The organism is Cronobacter sp. HA18006, from assembly GCF_011605445.1.
GTDB classification, from domain to species: domain Bacteria; phylum Pseudomonadota; class Gammaproteobacteria; order Enterobacterales; family Enterobacteriaceae; genus Cronobacter; species Cronobacter sakazakii.
Genome location: NZ_JAANQB010000026.1, coordinates 24,479 through 42,600 on the forward strand (window position 1 = coordinate 24,479; position 18,122 = coordinate 42,600).

General features: G+C 59.3%; 18 protein-coding genes. All 18 read right to left on the reverse strand.

The window, feature by feature from the left end; translation table 11 throughout:
* Positions 1-71: 71 nt before the first annotated feature.
* Complete coding sequence (locus G9X48_RS20275; protein WP_097640624.1) at positions 72-833, reverse strand: ankyrin repeat domain-containing protein; 762 nt, start codon at positions 831-833, stop codon at positions 72-74.
* The gene (locus tag G9X48_RS20280) at positions 830-2,260 is read right to left on the reverse strand and encodes a phospholipase A(1) (protein WP_032988566.1); all 1,431 of its coding nucleotides are present in this window, start codon (positions 2,258-2,260) and stop codon (positions 830-832) included. The genes G9X48_RS20275 and G9X48_RS20280 overlap by 4 nt, the downstream gene beginning before the upstream one ends.
* 124 nt (positions 2,261-2,384) lie before the next feature.
* Complete coding sequence (locus G9X48_RS20285; protein ID WP_032988565.1) at positions 2,385-3,824, reverse strand: serine/threonine-protein kinase; 1,440 nt, start codon at positions 3,822-3,824, stop codon at positions 2,385-2,387.
* A 30-nt stretch (positions 3,825-3,854) separates the two neighbouring features.
* Complete coding sequence (gene tssH / locus G9X48_RS20290) at positions 3,855-6,470, reverse strand: type VI secretion system ATPase TssH (RefSeq protein WP_007889015.1); 2,616 nt, start codon at positions 6,468-6,470, stop codon at positions 3,855-3,857.
* Between the two features lie 46 nt (positions 6,471-6,516).
* Positions 6,517-6,834 (reverse strand): hypothetical protein, encoded by a 318-nt coding sequence (locus G9X48_RS20295; RefSeq protein WP_097640625.1) that lies wholly within the window; start codon positions 6,832-6,834, stop codon positions 6,517-6,519.
* A gap of 76 nt (positions 6,835-6,910) precedes the next feature.
* The gene (tssG, locus tag G9X48_RS20300; protein ID WP_004386959.1) at positions 6,911-7,954 is read right to left on the reverse strand and encodes a type VI secretion system baseplate subunit TssG; all 1,044 of its coding nucleotides are present in this window, start codon (positions 7,952-7,954) and stop codon (positions 6,911-6,913) included.
* Positions 7,951-9,822: a type VI secretion system baseplate subunit TssF gene (tssF, locus tag G9X48_RS20305; RefSeq protein WP_004386960.1), complete on the reverse strand. Its 1,872-nt coding sequence runs from the start codon at positions 9,820-9,822 to the stop codon at positions 7,951-7,953. The genes tssG and tssF overlap by 4 nt, the downstream gene beginning before the upstream one ends.
* 2 nt (positions 9,823-9,824) lie before the next feature.
* On the reverse strand, positions 9,825-10,397 hold the full coding sequence (tssE, locus tag G9X48_RS20310) for a type VI secretion system baseplate subunit TssE (RefSeq protein ID WP_004386961.1): 573 nt from the start codon (positions 10,395-10,397) through the stop codon (positions 9,825-9,827).
* Complete coding sequence (locus G9X48_RS20315; protein WP_023897738.1) at positions 10,390-11,223, reverse strand: type VI secretion system accessory protein TagJ; 834 nt, start codon at positions 11,221-11,223, stop codon at positions 10,390-10,392. Before G9X48_RS20315 ends, tssE begins: the two co-directional genes overlap by 8 nt.
* 25 nt (positions 11,224-11,248) lie before the next feature.
* Positions 11,249-12,253, reverse strand: a complete 1,005-nt coding sequence (locus tag G9X48_RS20320) for a hypothetical protein (protein WP_004386963.1) — start codon at positions 12,251-12,253, stop codon at positions 11,249-11,251.
* An 18-nt stretch (positions 12,254-12,271) separates the two neighbouring features.
* Positions 12,272-13,066: a protein phosphatase 2C domain-containing protein gene (locus G9X48_RS20325; protein ID WP_004386964.1), complete on the reverse strand. Its 795-nt coding sequence runs from the start codon at positions 13,064-13,066 to the stop codon at positions 12,272-12,274.
* Positions 13,063-14,979, reverse strand: a complete 1,917-nt coding sequence (gene tagH, locus G9X48_RS20330) for a type VI secretion system-associated FHA domain protein TagH (protein ID WP_069683179.1) — start codon at positions 14,977-14,979, stop codon at positions 13,063-13,065. Before tagH ends, G9X48_RS20325 begins: the two co-directional genes overlap by 4 nt.
* 296 nt (positions 14,980-15,275) lie before the next feature.
* A complete protein-coding gene (locus G9X48_RS20335; RefSeq protein ID WP_097641961.1) occupies positions 15,276-15,644 on the reverse strand; it encodes a T6SS amidase immunity protein Tai4 family protein in 369 nt (122 codons plus the stop codon).
* 20 nt (positions 15,645-15,664) lie between these two features.
* The gene (locus tag G9X48_RS20340; protein WP_097641960.1) at positions 15,665-16,033 is read right to left on the reverse strand and encodes a T6SS amidase immunity protein Tai4 family protein; all 369 of its coding nucleotides are present in this window, start codon (positions 16,031-16,033) and stop codon (positions 15,665-15,667) included.
* Between the two features lie 47 nt (positions 16,034-16,080).
* Positions 16,081-16,563 carry a type VI secretion system tube protein Hcp gene (locus G9X48_RS20345; protein ID WP_004386969.1) on the reverse strand — a complete coding sequence of 161 codons (483 nt, stop codon included), beginning with the start codon at positions 16,561-16,563 and terminating at the stop codon, positions 16,081-16,083.
* A gap of 204 nt (positions 16,564-16,767) precedes the next feature.
* Positions 16,768-17,166, reverse strand: coding sequence for a Rap1a/Tai family immunity protein (locus G9X48_RS20350; RefSeq protein ID WP_080321938.1), 399 nt, complete (start codon positions 17,164-17,166; stop codon positions 16,768-16,770).
* A gap of 49 nt (positions 17,167-17,215) precedes the next feature.
* Positions 17,216-17,650 (reverse strand): T6SS amidase immunity protein Tai4 family protein, encoded by a 435-nt coding sequence (locus G9X48_RS20355; protein WP_105629592.1) that lies wholly within the window; start codon positions 17,648-17,650, stop codon positions 17,216-17,218.
* A 6-nt stretch (positions 17,651-17,656) separates the two neighbouring features.
* On the reverse strand, positions 17,657-18,076 hold the full coding sequence (locus tag G9X48_RS20360) for a Rap1a/Tai family immunity protein (RefSeq protein WP_097641959.1): 420 nt from the start codon (positions 18,074-18,076) through the stop codon (positions 17,657-17,659).
* Positions 18,077-18,122 lie beyond the last annotated feature (46 nt).

The window sequence follows — 18,122 nt, forward strand, 5'->3', positions numbered from 1 at the left end:
GCATCAGAAATGATATCGCCTGCATAATCAGGAATTATGCAGGCGCGTCAGCGGGTAAGGTCGTGCAGGAATTATTTAACCGGGGCGGGCGGCCATTTTCCGCCGTGCTCAATGAGCTTCTCTTTTATTTCGTTCAGCGATTGATAATGTTCGCTGCCTTCCTTAGCACCATTCAACAATCGTTGCAGTTGGTTACCCATCGTCCAGCCATTGTCGGCTTTGATTTCCGGGTCGGCGCCGCGATCAAGCAACAGCAGAACATGGTCGTGTTTCCCGTAATCCAGCGCGTCGATCAACAGCGTATTGCCGAGCGAATCAGTGATGTTGATATTCGCGCCCGCATCCAGCATGGTTTTGAGCGTGTCAGTATTTTTGGCTTTGATCGCCTGAAATATGATGGGCTCATGGAATGTTTTATCTTTCGCGTCCGGAGATAAGCCGCCATCCAGCATCGCCTTGATCCAGTCGCCGCTGTCGGCTTTCAAAACATATTCGGCGGGGCTGCTTTTACCCTCCGGGCGCGGCTGGAGCGGATCGGCTCCTGCCTTCACGAGAACGGTAATAACCTTCAAATGTTCTGGCGTTTTTTTATCGTTGATGGCGTTCATGATAGACCAGAACAACAGTGTCATATCGTGCTGGCCGGGTTTATTCAGGTCGGTTTCCGGCGCGAGTTTTTCGACGTCTTCAACCTTGCCGTCTTCGATAGCTTTAGCAAGCGTCAGTTGCTGGCCGCTAAAGTAGTCCTGCGGATTTAAATCCATATTTTGCTTACACCCCTGAATCATGAAGGTAAAACACAGCACGAGGCATCCCCAAAAGAGTTTGTTCACAGGCGGCTCCCGATGATGGCAATATCCTCATCTTTTTGCTGCTCGATACAGTTAATCGCCTGCCCGATGCCGTGGCGATCAAGCGCGCCTCCTGTGCCACCGGGCAAATCGTGTGGAATGCCTGCGGCATTTGGCGCGAACGCCGACACGCCCTCTTTTAAAAGCGTCGGCACAGGGAGGCCTTCCATCGACTTAAGATCTTCCCAGACATTCACTTCCTGCACTTTCGTCAGCAATTCGCCCTCAACGCGGTAGGCCTGGATATCATCGGTTTTACCCAGAATGCTACCCCCATATTTTTCCACGGTGCTGCTATGCAGCCCGGCGGCGTTGAAGGTCCAGCCCGGTTTACCGCTCGCCATGGAGGTCGCAGAGGCGAGGCCTCCCCCTAGTGAGTGTCCGGCGACATCAATATTCTGCCCGGATTTTGCCAGTATGTTCCCCAGATCGACTGCCTTCCTGTAATAGGCAGATTCCATTCCTAGTCCCTGCGCGCCGTTATTAGACCAGTCAGCGATATTTTTTATCGGTTCGGACATTGATACGAATTCAGGTGCTCTCGACCCCCTGAAAACTAACGTCGGGTTCATGTCATTACCAAATACGGCAGTATCCGGTTGATAAACACGTGCCAGAAAATCAGGTGCCTCTTCGTTGTCGTAAAGCATATTTTTCTTCAGACCAAATTTATTCAGAGCATCGACATCATTACTGATGTCCTTCCACCCCTCCGGCACGTCCGGCGTCGCCTGTAACGGATTCGTGGTTTTATAGATATTCTCCGCAAGCTTGGCTTTTTCGACGGCGATGTTGTTATCGGCAAGACGCTTCGCGGCAATCTGCGCATCAGGGTAAATGCTGTTGTTGCCCTTGCTGATGAGATCTTTTCGCGCCTGCCAGCGTTCCGCCTTGGTCATCGCTTTAAGCTGCGCGGCGGTCTGCTTCATATCTTTGCCCGGCGTCGCCAGCTCAGGGCCCGCTGCAGCTTTCGATTTCACGACCTGGGTTGGTCTGACGGTCGGCGGCGGAAGCGTCCGATAGACACGCACCATCGAGCCGTAGCGAACGATGATGTAACCCAACGGAAACATCAGCGACCGGGGCGCGTGGGTCGGCTCCAGCTCGCCTTTTTCATTGATGTAATAAAGCTCGGTGGTGGGCGACCAGGGCCGCGAGCTTTCATCAATCGCCACCAGGTTGCCGTGCCAGAATTCATCGGCAATCAGCTTGCGTAAGTCACGCCCGGACTGATACGGATTCGCGCGGGTAGAAGGTTGAAACAGCTCGTAACGCGTAAACAGCGAGCGCACGGCGTTATCCGGCACAGACATTATCCACTGCGCGGCGATGTCAGGGCGCATGATCCTCTCAAACTGCGCAGGGGGGATGAATTCCTTGAAAATAGAGACAATTTTGATGTGGTACATACGTGTTGTCCTGTAGCGGGTATTCACCTGCCGGCATTTTATGAAGGTATAAGCCGGAGACAGGACGGGAGGCGTCGTGGGGTGGCGGCGGGTAATACGCCGCCGCTAACGCCTCCCGGTATCCTTACGGGTTTACAAGCCAGGTACCCGGACGGGAGACATTGATGGTCTGACTGCGGGTCTGGCCGCGACCTTTGATGGTCAGCTCATAATCGCCGGTCGGCAGTTGCAGCGAGGCGAAGCCGTTCTCAGCCGGCGTCACGGTCTGCGTTTTGCCGTTAAGCGCCAGCTGCTCGCCCTCGCCCATGCGCACGTAGATCTGCGCCACCAGCGCGCCCTGTACCGGCGCGTTTTGCGCAGGCGCGGCGTCCTGCGTGGTCGTGGTCGTGGTCGCCGGCGCGGTCGTGGTGTTCTGCACCGGCGGCTGCGCAGGCGCTTGTTCACGCGGCGCGCTGTCGTTGCTGGCGGTTTCCGGCGCGGGGTTATCCCCGCTGCCGCCAAACAGCAGTCCACCGGCAACCAGGCCCACCAGCACGCCTGCGGCAATCAGCCCCGGCATTTTGTAGCGGCGCCAGCCGGTCTCGGCGGCAGGCGTGGCCTCTTCTTCCTCCACCGGCACCAGCATGGTGCCCGGCTTTTTGACGCTCATGACGTCATCGAGCCCGGCGACGGGCATTTCAATCAGCGCGGCGAATTCATCAATCGACTGCGGACGGTCTTCCATTTTCAGCGCCAGCGCGCGGTCGATGGCCTGTAACAGCGGCAGCGAATAGCCTTCCGGGCGCAGCTCGGCGAGCGGACGGTAGCTGTCGGCGATGCTGCGCACCACGCTCACCGGCGGCGGCGAGCCCATAATCAGCGTATGCAGCACCGCGCCGAGCGCGTAGATATCGGTCCACGGGCCCTGCTCGCTTTCGTTGTCGTCGGTGTATTGTTCAATCGGCGCAAAGCCCGGACGCAGCATGGTTTCCGTCTCATCGGAGACGTTGCCGATACTGCGGCGCGCGGAGCCGAAATCCAGCAGCACCGGCAGGCCGTTATCCTGGATCTGGATGTTATCCAGCGAGATATCGCGGTGCAGGTAGCCTTCGTCATGAATCGTTTTGATGGCCCCGAACAGCATCGGCAGCGTGCGGCGGATCCACGCCTCGTTGATCATCTCCGGGTGCTGTTTGCTCAGGCGCGACAGCGTGGTGCCGCTGTAGAACACGGTGCCCATGTAGGCGGTGTCGTTTTGCACCCAGAAGCGCAGCACGTGCAGCAGGTTCGGGTGGTTAAAGCGCGCCAGCAGACGCGCCTCCTGGATAAAGCTGTTCAGGCCCGCGGTAAACGCTTTGCTGAAGCGGTCGCTGCGCAACACCAGGCGCATGTCGTCATTACGCACCGCCAGCGAGGACGGCATAAACTCTTTAATCGCAATGGTACGCTCAAGCTGATGATCCCAGGCGCGATAGACAATGCCGAAACCGCCACCACCAATCACTTCCTTAATTTCAAACTCATTGAAACGGTAACCAATCGGCAGGGCGTTGGGTACAGTCCGGTTGTTTTCGTAATCCGTCATGTTTGGAAAACTCTCTGCTTGATGATGGCGTTACGCCGCAAACTGACACTGAAACTCGCCCTGCTCGAACGTCACGCGCAGACGGCGATATTTCTCGTCCTGCGCGCTGGCGGTGAGCAGTATCTGGCTCATCTGCGGCAGCAGGGTGTTGGTAAGGATCGCATCGACCATACGGCCGCCGGATTCCACCTCGGTGCAACGCGCCACAATCTGGGTAATTACGCTGTCGTCGAATTCGGAAATAATACCGTGATTTTCCTCAAGACGACGCTGGATCCGCTTAAGCTGCAATTTCACAATTTCGGCCAGCATCGCGTCGCTTAACGGATAATACGGCACAACCAGCAATCGGCCCAGCAGTGCAGGCGGAAAAACCTGCAAAAGCGGCTGACGCAGCGCCGCACTGAGCGCATCCGGCTCCGGCATCAGGTCCGGGTCGGCGCACATGGCGCTGATAAGATCGGTGCCGACATTAGACGTCAGGATGATAATCGTGTTGCGGAAATCGATATGACGCCCTTCGCCATCTTCCATCCAGCCTTTATCGAACACCTGGAAGAAAATCTCATGCACGTCCGGGTGCGCTTTTTCAATCTCATCGAGCAGCACGACGCTGTAAGGACGACGACGCACCGCTTCGGTCAGCACGCCGCCTTCGCCGTAGCCCACGTAGCCCGGAGGCGCGCCTTTCAGCGTGGAAACCGTATGCGCTTCCTGGAACTCGCTCATGTTGATGGTGATAACGTTCTGCTCGCCGCCGTACAGCGACTCGGCGAGCGCCAGCGCGGTTTCGGTTTTACCGACGCCAGACGGGCCGCAGAGCATAAAGACGCCCACCGGCTTGTTCGGGTCGTCAAGGCGCGCGCGGGAGGTGCGCACGCGTTTGGCGATAAGCTCAAGCCCGTGACGCTGGCCGATAACGCGCTGGTTCAGCGTGTCGGCAAGCTTCAGCACCGCGTCTATCTCATTTTTCACCATGCGGCCCAGCGGGATGCCGGTCCAGTCGGAGACCACCGCCGCGACAACGTTCGCGTCCACGGCGGCGAACAGCAGCGGCGCGTCGCCCTGTACGGCGGCCAGCGCCTTCTGGCGCTCCGCCAGCGTCTCGCGCAGCGCAGGCTGGGCTTCTTCGTCGGCCATATGCAGCTCGGCGCGCAGGGCGATAATCGCATCCACCAGCGCGCGCTCTTCTTCCCAGCGGGCGGTCAGGGCGTCGCGTTCGGCTTCCAGCGCTTCACGCTCAGCGTTCAGACGCGCCACGCGCTCGCCGTCGCCCACCGCCACGCGCGCTTCGCGCTCGGCGATTTCCGCTTCCACTTCCAGCGCCGCGATGCGGTGCAGGCAATCTTCTAACTGCGGCGGCGGCGCGCTCTGGCTGACGGCGACGCGCGCGCAGGCGGTATCCAGCAGCGCGACGGCTTTATCCGGCAGCTGGCGCGCCGGAATGTAGCGGTGCGACAGTTTCACCGCCGCGCTGACCGCTTCGTCCAGCAGCAGCACGCGGTGATGTTTTTCCAGCGGCGAGACGGTGCTGCGCAGCATCAGCACGGCTTTTTCTTCATCCGGCTCATGCACCTGCACGGTCTGGAAGCGGCGCGTCAGGGCAGGGTCTTTCTCGATGTATTTTTTATATTCCGCCCAGGTGGTCGCGCCGATGGTACGCAACTGACCGCGCGCCAGCGCCGGTTTCAGCAGGTTAGCGGCATCGCCGGTGCCCTGCTGGCCGCCCGCGCCGATAAGCGTGTGGATCTCATCGATAAACAGCACAATCGGCGTGGCGCTGGACTGCACTTCATTGATAAGCCCCTGCAGACGCGCTTCAAATTCACCTTTCATGCCCGCGCCCGCCTGCAACATGCCGATATCGAGCAGCCACAGCTGCACGTTTTGCAGCGGCTCCGGGACATCGCCTGCGGCGATACGGTGCGCCAGGCCTTCCACGACCGCGGTTTTCCCCACGCCCGCTTCACCGGTCAGCAGCGGGTTGTTCTGACGGCGACGCATCAGAATATCCACCATCTGGCGGATCTCTTCATCACGCCCGACCACCGGGTCGATTTTGCCTTCACGCGCACGCGCGGTGAGATCCTGGCCGTACTGCGCGAGCGTGCCCTGCTGCACCGGCGCGTTACCGGCGGCGTCCGGCGCGGCGGCGACCGCCTGCTGGGCCTCTTTGCTGCCCGCGAAGATGGCGTCGAACTGCTCGACCAGCAGGTCGGCGCTGATGCGGTTGAACTGGCTGGAGATGCCTTTCAGCACGTTCGCCAGGTTAAAGGTTTTCAGAATGCCGATCAGCAGATGCCCGCCGCGAATGCGCGTCACGCCGAATTTCAGCGAGCCGTACACCCACGCGCGCTCCACCGCGCTGTCGATATGCTCCGAGAGATCGGAAACGGAACTTGCGCCGCGCGGCAGGCGATCCAGCGCCGCCACGATATCCCGGCTCAGCGCCTCTTCATCCAGTGAAAAATGGCGGATCAGATGTTGTAAATCCCCGTCCTGCTGCTGCATCAGCTGATGCAGCCAGTGCGCCAGCTCCACATACGGGTTGCCGCGCAGCTTGCAGAAGGAGGTGGCGCTTTCCAGCGAGGTAAACAACAGCGTATCCAGTTTGCCGAACAGTACGGCACGGCTGATTTCTGACATGATCGGTTCCGTTCAGGTTGGCGCGTATCTTACGCAACAAGCGATATTATTGGCGGGCATAACGTAAAGGCAGGCAGAACGCGTAAGCGCAACAGAGCGCCAGCGCGGCTAAACGCACCCAGAGCGCGTCTTGCGGGTAATAGCCAGCCAGTTCGTAAACCCCGGTTAGTCCATAACGAAAAATAAAAAACTGAAGAAGTGAGCAAACAAGAATAAAGAAAAAGGCCATCACTTTTATGACTGCGCGACCCGACGGTCGTCGGGTTTTGATGACGATAAAACCTGCAAGTAACAGCAGCGAAACGAAAACATAAACCCCGTTAATCCAGCCGCCGGGCTGTGTCAGTATCACGTCGCTGTGCATTATTTTTTTCCTTCCTGAGATAGTAGGTATGTTCCGTATACCCTCTCTGACACCGCGCCCACCGGCGCGGGCCATGTTAACTTTCCGCGCGAAAAACCAGATCGCCGCGCGGTTGCGGGGTGGGCTGCTTGCCAAGCCAGGCGCTGTAGCCGAGGCGGCCCGTGCCGCCAGGCGTGACGCCTTTTACCGCGTCGGCGCGCAGGATAACGCGCACCTCCCACTCATACTCGATGCCCATATACTGACGCACCCAGTCGCGCAGCTCCTCGACCCACGGCTCGCCGGGCAGAAAACGCTGGTAGGTCTCTTCATCCAGCGGGCCGAGTTCAATGCGAAATTTATGCTGCACGTCGCGCACCGCCACGCCGAGGAACGCTGCCTCGCCGAGACGCGGCATCCGGCGGCCCGCGCCGAGACGCGCTTTTTCACGCTCGGTTAACGGCATCCACTGCGGGATGTTCTGCACAATCGTCACCGGCACGTGGAAATAGTGGCGCAGAATTTTTTCAAGCCCCTCGGCGTCGCGCCCGTTGCGCGTCAGATGGCCGACCAGCGAATAGCGCGCGTGGTGGCTCAGGCTGCCCTTTTCCATCTGCCCCGGCTGGCCCATGCCGATAAGCGAGGCGAGATATTTTTCAATGCGCGGCCCGTCAGTGCGGTCGAGCGACGCGGTCGGCTGGGCGTCGGCCCAGGCGCGGTAGAACAGCAGCGTCAGGCGGTGATGAAACAGATCCGCGAACGCGCTCAGGCTGTCGTCCTGATGATGATACAGACGCTCGCGCGCATATTCGGTCAGGTGCATCGGCAGCGGGCCGTTCGGGCCAAACAGGCCGAAGCTTAAAATCGACACATCGTACAGCGGCGTGTTGTCGCGCGGTTTCACCGCGGCGAGCGTTGACGGCGCGAAGGCCATCGACGGCTGCTGGCCGATGCGCAGCGGCTCAAAACGCGGCAGCGGCGCGCGGCCTAAACGGTAGCGTTCGCCGCCCTGCGCGTCGAGACGGCGCAGCATCTGGAACAGATCGTAGCGCCACGGCGCGGCCATCATCTGTTGCCAGTAATTCTCCGGCAGCCGGGAGGCGCTTTTTACCGGCGCGGGTTGTGGCTGCGTCTCACTCATATCAGCGCCCTTTTACCCATTCGCGGCCCCCAGTAGCCCACTTCGCCGCGCTGCTGGCTCTTGAGCGTGAACTCGGTGAAGCTGTTCATGGAGACCAGGCGTGCGAAGACGCGCTCCAGCACGCTGCCAAGCAGCCACGGGCTGGAGCCGGAAAACGCCTGTTCGTCGACGGTCATCGAAATCCCGACGCCGCGGGCGAATACAATCGGGCCCGGCTCCGGCACGCGGCGGTGCACCGGCTCCAGCACGCAGTGGCGAATGCCGTCAATCTGGCGCGCCACCGGCGCTTCCGCCAGGCGCGCATAGAGGCCGAGCAACTGGCGCAGCGCCGCCGCGCCCTCGCCATCTTCGGCGTCCATCAGGCTTAAGTAGTTCATTTGCAGCTGGCTGATAAGCCGCCAGGTGCTGAAGCCTTCGGCCAGCGCCGGGCGCGGCGGCGTCGGCCCTTTACGCATGGTGAGCGCACGCACCGGCATGGAATCCGGCAGCACAAACTGGCCCATATCCTGCGCCAGCATCAGCGGCAGATCGCGGCTGGTGCACATCACTTCGGCGGTGATATAGCGCAGTTCGTCGCGCCACGGCGCGTGGCTTGCATCCACCAGCGATACAAACGCCTCGGAGCCGACATAGCCGGTACGCGTGCCGTAGCGCAGCGCGTGTTCCGAGAGCGCGCGCTGTTCGCGGCGCAGCGAGAAATACGCGCCGTAGTTGCCGCCGTCGCGGCTCCAGGTGCTCCAGAACGGGCGGAAGATCTGATCGTCGCGCTGGCCATCTTCGCTGGCATAAATTTTACTGACCGAGAAAATCTCGTAATCGAGCGGGCGGATGTTATCCACCACCAGGTGATATTCGCTTAAGCCCTCGGTGAGCTTCTGGCGCTCGGCGATTTTCGGGAACAAATTGATGACCGGCGTGCAGTGCATCGCGAGGTGGCTCTTATCCACCACGCGCTCCAGCGGCGTGTCGGTTTTATCCAGCAGAATGATGATATCGAACGCGTTCGCCTGCCCGCTCTGCGCCAGCAGCTTGCCGATGCCGCGCAGGCTCAAGAACTGAAAGCGCGCCGGGAACGCGAAATATTCCTGCAACAGGCGGTAGCCGTCGAAATTGCGCAGATCGTCCGGCAGCAGCGCCTGGTCGGCCTCAAAGCCTTCCTGACGCAGCGCGTCGTCGGCGAGCACCACGCGAGAGGGTTTCGGGCCAACGGTCTGGCAGAAGATGCCGACGCGGTGCTCCATCAGCAATTCCAGCAGTTGCAGCGCCTGGATATCCGGCCCGCTCAGGAAGAAATCGAGGCGGTCGAAATCGAGATGGTTGAGCAGCACCGGGCCGTCGCACGCGATGCGCACGCGCAGGGCGCTGACCGCGCCGCGCTGGCTTAAACCGAGCTGGCTTAACGGCGCATCGGCCGGCACGCCGCCTAACTCCACCTGGCTGATATGCAGCGGCAGCAGGCGCACGTCATGGGCGGTGGCGTAGCTACAGGTGACGCCGTTCTTTTTCAGAAGCTGGCTGTCCATCATCGTGCCGCGCGGCACCACAAACCCGTTGCTCAGATCCCCTTTGGCGCTGTCCGGGTGCAGTTCGGCTATCGCCATTGACGGCGTGGGGGCCAGATAATTCGGCGCGAGCATCTCCAGCAGGCGCTGGGAGAAGCGCGGAAACTCGGCGTCCATTTTGAGCTGTACGCGGGAGGTGAGAAAGGCGAAGCCTTCCATCAGGCGCTCGATGTACGGGTCGGCGACTTCAATCCCGCGCATACCGAGCCTGCCCGCCACTTTCGGGTAGCGTTCGGCGAACTCCGCGCCCATTTCGCGCAGATACGCCAGCTCTCGGTTGTAGTATTCGAGCAGTTTACTGTCCATGTTTACCCCGCGTCTTTAAGCTCAAAATGGCCGTTTTCCAGATCCACATCGGTGCGGAACAGGAACTCAAGCGGCCAGGGCACACACCACAGGCGGCCTTTAATCTCAATCGATAATACGTTGTGCAGGTCGAGCGATTTGGTGTCGCAGACGCAGCGCACCTGCAACCCCTGCGGCAGAATGCGCGGCTCGAAGTGCAAAATCGCCTCGGTGAGCCGCTGCTGGATGTCGCCCCACTCAATTTCCGACATCCGCTTGCCTGCAAGCGGCGCCACGCCGAAGTTAAAGACCGAGCGGCGCACGTGGTCCACCCGGCTCAGATCCTGCTGCGCTTCGTTGTTAATGGTGTTGAACAGCCACTGCAAATCGCGCAGCACCTGGCGGCGCAGCGCGCTGTGCGAGACGAGATTGCTGTTCGCCGGCTCCTGACGTTTGTCCGGCGCGTTATCGGTCAGACGGTCCAGCAGCGACGGCTGCATTTTGTCGCGCGCGCTGACCGTCGTGGCGTTGCGGCGCGAACGATAGCCGTGGCGCAGCAGATCGCCGCTGTCGTCATCCTGATACGGTTTATTCATGCGATGCGTCGTCCGGCAGCCCGAAAGCGAGCATATCCAGCGTCAGCAGCGCGAACTCCTGTTCGCCGCTCAGCCAGACTTTCTGACCCGCGCCGAGATAGTGAATGCCTTCCGCGTCCAGCGGCTGCCACTCGGTGGTGCGCGCCAGCAGGAAGCGGTCTTCCGCGCCGGTTTCCAGCGGGTAGCGCGCCGGGATCTGGCAGACCTGTTCGGTGCCGTCCACCAGTTGCACCATCGCGTGACGCCACACCAGATCGGTGACGCTCGCCGGAGCCTGGAAACGAATCGACGCGATAGCGCTGAACGGCACCCAGAAGTAGTTGCCGTTAACGATAAGCTCGCACACCGGCCCCAGACGCGCGTCGCCGTCCATCAGCCAGTCAAAACGCACCGGCTCGCCGGGCGCGTCGCCCACCGCCAGCGTCAGTTCGCCCGGATTGGCTTCGGCCTGTTCCAGCGCCTCGCTGCGAAGCTCGCTGGCGCGCGCCGGGTCGGTTTCCGCCAGCGCTTTTAGCAGCAGATCCAGCCACGGCCACTGTTCGCCCGGCATACGCGGACGCGCGCGGCCTGCCAGCACTTCGGCGCGCTGCTGCTCGCCTTCGATGGCCTGTTGCAGCAGCGTCACGGTCGGCTGCGCCTGCGGTGCCAGCGCGGCCCAGCTTTTCAGCTGGGTGAGCGCGCGGGTCCAGTTGGCGTTCAGGCAGAGAAACTGCACAAACGCGGCGCGGCGATCGGCGTTGCCCGGCTGGGCTTTGATATCGGCCTCAAGACGGCTCAGCGCGTCGCTGACGCTCGCGCCAGCCAGTTGTTGATACAGCGTGTTCATAACGGCTCCTGGCGTTTAACGGTCATTACAGCGCGCGGTAAGCGCCCGCCGCGGGGTCGCGCAGCTGTGGATGCAGCGCTTCGACCAACAGAATATTGAGCGTCGTGCCCGGCGCGACATAGCTGGACCAGACTTTGCGGACTTCCTCTAAGCGCGCGCGCAGACGCGCTTCGTCGCTGGCCTGCTCGCGGGAAATTTCAACCGCTACCGTGCCCTGCGCCTGCCAGACGTTCTGCTCGCGGTTATACGGCAGGATCATCCAGCTCTGGGCGGAGCGGCCATCGCTGACCACCATGCGCTCGTTGTTGACGCTGGTGATAAGCAGACGATCGGCGTCAACGCCCGCGTTAATGCCGACAATCGGGAAGCCGTGGACAAAGGTCACCGCGATTTTCTGATCGCCGGTCGCGCCCTTCTGAATCACTTCGCTGCGGCCATTGAGCCAGCCGCCTTTTTCACAGATGCCGTCGTCTTTCGCCGGAATAAACAGCGCTTTAGCGTCTGCGCCGCCTTTCCAGAAGGTGCGCAGATGGCAACCATCCTGAAGGTTAAATTCGAGCCACGGCGTGCGGTCGGCAGGCGGCGAGAGATCTTCCGGGCGGCCCTGCGGCAGCGTATCGACGGTGGTCTGCGTCGCGGCGGCGGTCGTGTCGGCCGGGGTCTGCTCCGGCGCGGCGGCAGGCGTCACCACCGGGTTCCAGTCGCCGCTTTTGGTAGCGGTGCCGTTCGCCAGCGCTTTGCCCTGGGCGTCGTTCAACTGCCAGCGCACGGTTTTCAGCTTGCTACACTGGCTTTCCAGCAGCGAGCCGAGACGCGGCATAAAGTTATCCAGCACCTTCGGCGTTTTGTCGCCGCTGGAGACGATGCGCAGCGGCAGCTCAGGGCCGCACCAGCTTTGCGGCGTGTTGTCTTTAATGTTGTCTACCCAGACATCCAGTTTCAGGGTATTTGACTGAACGATACGGTAATTATCTGCCCAGACGCTGGATGACGCCGCAAGCAGAGCCAGACCCGGAAGCCAAAGTTTCATAAAAGTCCTTGTTAGCCTTTAATCTCGAAGGGGGAAAAACTGCGCCGCGTCAGAGAGCGTATGCAGCAGCGTCGTATCCTGGGGCGATCCCACCCAGACCGCTACGGCGCTGTAATTATCCTGCTTATCATGCCCCTGCTCACCATTTTTCAACAGTATTTGATTCATCAGAGTGAGCCATTCATCTGGGGTATTCACCATATGAAGGGATTTTTTCATCTGCTCTTCGCTTACGCCGTGCCAGAAGCCGTCGGTGCAGAGCAAAAACGCGTCGCCGTCTTCAATCGGTACGACATCACTGTAGCTCGCCTCGCGGCCTTCATCGCCCATGCCGAGTGCGAAATAGAGCAGGTTGCTGTTCACGCCGTCGGTCTGATGCCCGGCGTCTTTCATCTGCTGCACCAGGCTGTGATCGGTCGTCACGTGATAGAGCCAGCCGCGGCGAAAGAGATACAGGCGGCTGTCGCCCGCGTGCGCCCAGTACGCCAGGTGATAATCGCGGTCGATAAACAGGCTCACCAGCGTCGTGCCCATGCGGTGATAATCCTGCACCGCTTTTTGCTCGGCGCGGATAGCGTGGTTCGCCTGATTCACATACTCGCGGATGTATTGCGCGTTGAGATGCTTTTCCCCGTCAAAGCGCGAAAGAATGGCATTGCGCGCGAGCGCCGCGGCGACGTCGCCACCCGGCAGGCCGGCGATCCCGTCGCACACCACGAAGCAGGCGGAGCGTTCGCCGATGGTCTCTCCGGTCTGATCCTGGTTGCTGGCGCGCTCGCCCTGTCTGGAGAGTGAGGCCGTGCTGATATTCATTCTTCTTCCGATCCGCTTTGTGAGTCTTTGTACTGATTCACTTCCATGTCATAAGCGTGCAGGAAGGCTTCGCCGAACAGAGTATGGAAATCGTCCTCGATCTCGCCCGCGGTATCGCTGTAATGACGCACAAAGTAATCCCACAGCGCGGCTTTGCGGCTCGCCGGCAGCGCCAGACGCGAGATAGCGCCGTCGCGTTTCGCCTCTTCTTCAAGCTGCTCCGGGTTAAAGGATTGCAGCATGGCGGCAATGATGGCGCGGATACCGGCGATCATCCCAAGCTGGTGCGCCTGGAGATCGATAAGCGCGTCGCGGACCGATTTTTTCGGCGGCATAAAGCCCGGCATACGGGTGCCGAACATCTGCATCAGTACCGTTTTGCCCGACGGCAGCAGCTTGAACGGGTTGTTGGCGTCGTCCAGCACCATCGTCATATCGGCTTTCACGCCGCGCTTGAGAATCGAGCGCGAGGAGAGCAGCGCCACGGTGCCCTGCGAGAACATGCTGAGCATCTGGCCGAGCTGGCGCATATTGTCGCGGTCAAACTGCGGCGTCGGTTGCAGCTCGCCAAGACCCATACCTTCCAGCAATGCTTCCAGCAGCTCGCCGTTCAGCACGTCGCCGTTAGACGCCGTTGGCGTACCGCCCTGGCTGGTCGGCGACTGCACCGGGTCGATGCGCAGGCGGCCTTTTGGCGTCTGCGCGGTGCTGCGCGCCACCGCCTGCGGCGTCGGCAGCGTGATACCGGCGTAATCCTGCACTTCCGGCGGTGTCGGCTGGACTTCCACGCGCGTCACCGGCTCTTCCGGCACTTCTTCCGGGAACAGCGGCGAACCGGCGAGCGACGCCAGATCGATTGAGTCGTCCGCGTTTGGCGCGAGCGGCGAGGTCGTCATCTCCGGCTGCGGTTTTTCGGGTGAAACCGGTGGCTTAACCGGCTCGGCGTCCTGCTTCGCGGCGGGCGGCGGCGTTAATGGCGCAGCGCCTGCGTTAAGCTCATCCGGCGGCGTCAGCGGTACAGCGCCCCCCATCATCAGGCCAAGCGGATCGTCGCTGCGGCTCTGCGCAGGCGTGGAGCCCACGCCGCCAAACAGCGCCAGCGGATCGAGCTCTTCTTCATTCTCTTTATGCGGTGCCTGCGGTTTTGCGGCCTGACGGTTATCAGACGGCGGCACCAGCGTGGTCGGCGTCACATCGTTGAAAATGCTGTCTTTATCGAACGGCGTGTCATCTTTGAACAGGCTGTCCGGGTTGACGCTTTCATTGCCGAACAGCGGCTCGTTGCCGCCGCTCTGGAAGTGCGCCAGCGGATCTTCCGGATTGCGATCCGCCTCTTTCGGGGCGTTGAACGGGTTAAACGGCTGCGCTTCCGGTGTTTTCGGGCGCGCGCTCTGGCTCTGACCCTGGCTGATGCTGTCGGAGATAGAGAACTCCTGCATCAGGCTGTCCCAGATTTCGGTCGGCACCGCCGTTGGCGCGTTGTCCTGCGCGTCGGCTTTCGGCGGCTGCTGCGGTTTCGCAGGCTGCGGCGCCTGAGGCTGCTGCGGCGCAACGTTCGGTTTCGGCGCGGCCATCGCGATAACCGGCTGCGCGTTCAGCGCCAGATCGCTCACCTGAATGCGGTAATCGTCAATGCCGAGCACGTCGCCGTCCTGTAACTCCACCTGGCGGCCGCGCTCGAGCGGAATATCGTTCAGCACCACGCGGGTGACGTTGCCGCGGTTAGTGATGCGGCACTCGCCGTCCGCGGAGATATGGACAATCGCCTGCAGGCGGGAAATCGTTCTTTCGTTATCCGGCAGTACCAGATTGTTATCCGTACCACGGCCAATCGTGCCGCCCGGCGGGTAGAAGTCACAGCTGCTCTGAGGAGGCTGGTGGCCGGGCTTGTTGGTAGTAATCGTGAATCGCATAGCGTATTCCTGCCTGGGGTTATTAGCGCTCAAACGTCGCGGGTCTTATCAGACGCCCGACGTTTGCGTGCTAAGGAACAGAGCCGCGCCTGTGCGCTGCCCGTGACTGCCTGTCGTTAAGCCTCGCGCCTCACAACCGGACGGGGTTATTCTATTGATAATAGGTATATCAGCGCCATTAACATCATCGCTGCGCATAAACATAGTCGCTGTCGCGCCTGGCTGTGGGACATGTTTTATCTTTTGCCACATAGGCTGAAACGTAGGGCGGGTAAGCGAAGCGCACCCGCCGTCTCTTAACGCGACTTCTGATACAGCGCCGTAATTTCCGGGCTGTGCGCAATCAACGAGCATTTCAGCACCCGGTAATCGCTTTTCGCTGTGCCGCCCACAGGCGTTTTCAGCGCCTGCGTAATGATCGTATCCGCTTCATTAAATGCCTCGACCGACAATTCGCTCGCCTCAAGCCAGGCGGCGGCGCTGGCGTTGGCGTCCTCTTTCAGCGCGACGCTGTCGGCAATGTGCCCCATGCAGCGGTTCTGTACCCACTCACTAAAAATCTGCGGCTGCGTAAATTCGCTGATGGATGCCAGCGGCTGCGCCAGTGCAGCGTGGAAAGAAACCGTCAAAACTGTAAAAGCGGCGATACGTGTTTTTAATTTCATGAATTTTTCTCACCGCCCGCTTAGCGGTCTGGCTGATTTTTATAACGCTGGATAAGCGCTGCAAGCTCCGGGCTGTGTACAAAATCAATGCACTTCGCGAGCGTCATCGGCTCGCCCGACTGGCTGCCATACGTTTTCGCAAGAAAGGTTTTGCCAAGCTCAATGACCGCCGTATGCGCCTCAAGCGAATAATCGCCAAACTCCAGATAGCCTCTCGCTGCGGCCGCCGCGTCGTTTTTCACTTCTTTAGACTGATAACCCTGCGCAATACAAGTGCTCAGGGCGTAATTTCTTAGATACTCTTCCGGGGTGTATGTGGTGGTGCGGGCTAACGCCTGCGACGCGAGCAGCCCCGTAAAGACAAATGCCAGACTGAATAGCTTCACCATCCCTGATCCCTGAAAGGGTAAAGTGAGCCCTTGCGGGCTCACTACGATTACGCTTCTTTGTTTTCTTTGATGTTCCAGCCAGCGCTGGTTTCTGCGCCTTTACCACCGGTCGCAGTCTGCTCCCAGTACTGCTGTTTCACTTTCGCAGCCTGGAATGCATAAGTAACGCCAACGGTGTCGCCGTTGTCAGCACCGGTGTACTGAACGGAAGTCACCAGCACATCTTCCAGAGTGATACGGGTGTATTCCACCTGCTGGCCGCCCGCTTTGCAGACAGACAGCTCAACTTTGGTCAGGTGCTTACCGCTGGAGCAGTGCTTCAGGATAGCGGTGGTGGATTTGTCGATCAGCGCGTTAACGTGCAGATCGTTGAAATTCACTTTACCGGCACCGCCGCCGCCGCCCACGCTCATATTACCCGGCTGGGATGCGCCCCAGGAAAAAGAGGTGATGTCGGTCCAGCCGGTGTGGTTGGAATCTTTAGATTCGCCGGTTACACCGTCTACTTTCAGGAACATATCAATAGCCATAATATTTACTCTTCGTTAATGACGATTATTGCTTTCGAAAAAGCGCTTAATATGGCAAACAGGAAAGCATGGGGCTGAATAAAACCATCCATATTTTACCTCTGCCTCTCAGCCTGACAGCATGTTTATTCCGTCAGGCGATCTCAGCAGCCCGCCAACGCGAGCCGCTAAAATAGGTTATTTATTAGTGCTGATATAACGGTCTCACTTGTCAGCTTTATTGTGACAAGGGAAATAATGTTTAAGGGCTTCAAGCATCAGGACGCTGGCTTTCTCTTTAAGCCGTTCGGGCGGTAATTTTTCAAAATACCCGTAAGTCCATTCGCGAAGGGTGGAGGGCATAATGGATTTACTTCTGCACCAGCCCATTCCTTCCGTCGAATCAAACAGGCCCAGCAAATAGATCTGCGCCTGTAGCGAGGCCTCTTTATCTGCTCTGTCGTTCCAGGCGTTTAAGAGTTGCTCGCCTGTCACATTGCCTCTGTCTGGATCGAAACGGTTTTTCTGGCTCTCATCGGGATCGACAACCCATATTCCTGCCAGCACAGGGGCACTCAGCAGTAGCGCACTAAGCACTGATGCCAGAAAAAAAGAACGTTTCATGAATTTCCTTATTCGTTATTTCCTGATAGATCCGGAGCGGGTTAATCGCTCAACCATCAGGGTTGTCTTGCATCCATGTATGGCCAGAGTCACCAACCAGAGCTTCTTTACTTAACTGTTCCAGCGCCTGGCTGTGATAGAGGCGTAAACAGTTAAGCGTAACGCCCTTAATGGGACGTCCTGCTAATGCCTCCGGAGAAAAACCATTTTGCCGATCGCGATATTTCAGGATGAGCGCATTGACCTTTTCATTTCCCGTTTCGATGTCTAAAGGTATCCATTGCATTAAGGCATAAGCGCTGAAGCCCGCATCGGTACTAAAAGCGCTGTCATCAGTGGAAACCTGCGCCAGACAGCGCGCCAGCACCATGTCTTTAAAGACCTGCTTATAAGGTAAGTCTTTAAAAAATGCGGCCGGATCCTGAATAGCATTCGCTGGCCCGCTTGTGCTGATAAACAGCAAAAACAAAAAGCGGTTTTTCATAAGCGTTTACTTACAGACATAAATTTCTTTTAACGCTTCAATAATCAGCGTCTTGGCTTGCGCGTTCTTAAGCTGCTCAGGCGATAATTTAGAAAAATAGTCGTAGGCAATACTGCGTAACGAGCCGGGTTTTAACGGTCTGTCAGGGCACCACACTATTCCTTCGGTCGCATCCATCACGCCCACGAAATACATATCAGCTTTAATACGCTCGCGCTCGTTCTGCCTGTTGCTCCAGGCGTTAAAAAAACGCGCGGCGTTGATACGGCTATCCAGCGACGTTAATAGCGCCGGATCGCGAGGAAATACCGCCCTGCTGTCTTCAGGCAAATCCTCTGCCCGCGGATATTCATAAACCGTGGTGCTGGCGGCAGACATTGCCGAGAGCGCCAGCAGAGCGCTTGCCAGGGCAAGATGTATTTTCATCACGTATCCCTGTGAGTCTGAAAAAGTGGCAGGCCGTAAGGAGTGC

Bases quoted from the DNA above. Each gene is read 5' to 3' on its own strand.
- G9X48_RS20280 (WP_032988566.1), bottom strand. From the start codon at position 2,260: ATGTACCACATCAAAATTGTCTCTATTTTCAAGGAATTCATCCCCCCT.
- G9X48_RS20285 (WP_032988565.1), bottom strand. From the start codon at position 3,824: ATGACGGATTACGAAAACAACCGGACTGTACCCAACGCCCTGCCGATT.
- tssH (WP_007889015.1), bottom strand. From the start codon at position 6,470: ATGTCAGAAATCAGCCGTGCCGTACTGTTCGGCAAACTGGATACGCTG.
- G9X48_RS20295 (WP_097640625.1), bottom strand. From the start codon at position 6,834: ATGCACAGCGACGTGATACTGACACAGCCCGGCGGCTGGATTAACGGG.
- tssG (WP_004386959.1), bottom strand. From the start codon at position 7,954: ATGAGTGAGACGCAGCCACAACCCGCGCCGGTAAAAAGCGCCTCCCGG.
- tssF (WP_004386960.1), bottom strand. From the start codon at position 9,822: ATGGACAGTAAACTGCTCGAATACTACAACCGAGAGCTGGCGTATCTG.
- tssE (WP_004386961.1), bottom strand. From the start codon at position 10,397: ATGAATAAACCGTATCAGGATGACGACAGCGGCGATCTGCTGCGCCAC.
- G9X48_RS20315 (WP_023897738.1), bottom strand. From the start codon at position 11,223: ATGAACACGCTGTATCAACAACTGGCTGGCGCGAGCGTCAGCGACGCG.
- G9X48_RS20320 (WP_004386963.1), bottom strand. From the start codon at position 12,253: ATGAAACTTTGGCTTCCGGGTCTGGCTCTGCTTGCGGCGTCATCCAGC.
- G9X48_RS20325 (WP_004386964.1), bottom strand. From the start codon at position 13,066: ATGAATATCAGCACGGCCTCACTCTCCAGACAGGGCGAGCGCGCCAGC.
- tagH (WP_069683179.1), bottom strand. From the start codon at position 14,979: ATGCGATTCACGATTACTACCAACAAGCCCGGCCACCAGCCTCCTCAG.
- G9X48_RS20335 (WP_097641961.1), bottom strand. From the start codon at position 15,644: ATGAAATTAAAAACACGTATCGCCGCTTTTACAGTTTTGACGGTTTCT.
- G9X48_RS20340 (WP_097641960.1), bottom strand. From the start codon at position 16,033: ATGGTGAAGCTATTCAGTCTGGCATTTGTCTTTACGGGGCTGCTCGCG.
- G9X48_RS20345 (WP_004386969.1), bottom strand. From the start codon at position 16,563: ATGGCTATTGATATGTTCCTGAAAGTAGACGGTGTAACCGGCGAATCT.
- G9X48_RS20350 (WP_080321938.1), bottom strand. From the start codon at position 17,166: ATGAAACGTTCTTTTTTTCTGGCATCAGTGCTTAGTGCGCTACTGCTG.
- G9X48_RS20355 (WP_105629592.1), bottom strand. From the start codon at position 17,650: ATGAAAAACCGCTTTTTGTTTTTGCTGTTTATCAGCACAAGCGGGCCA.
- G9X48_RS20360 (WP_097641959.1), bottom strand. From the start codon at position 18,076: ATGAAAATACATCTTGCCCTGGCAAGCGCTCTGCTGGCGCTCTCGGCA.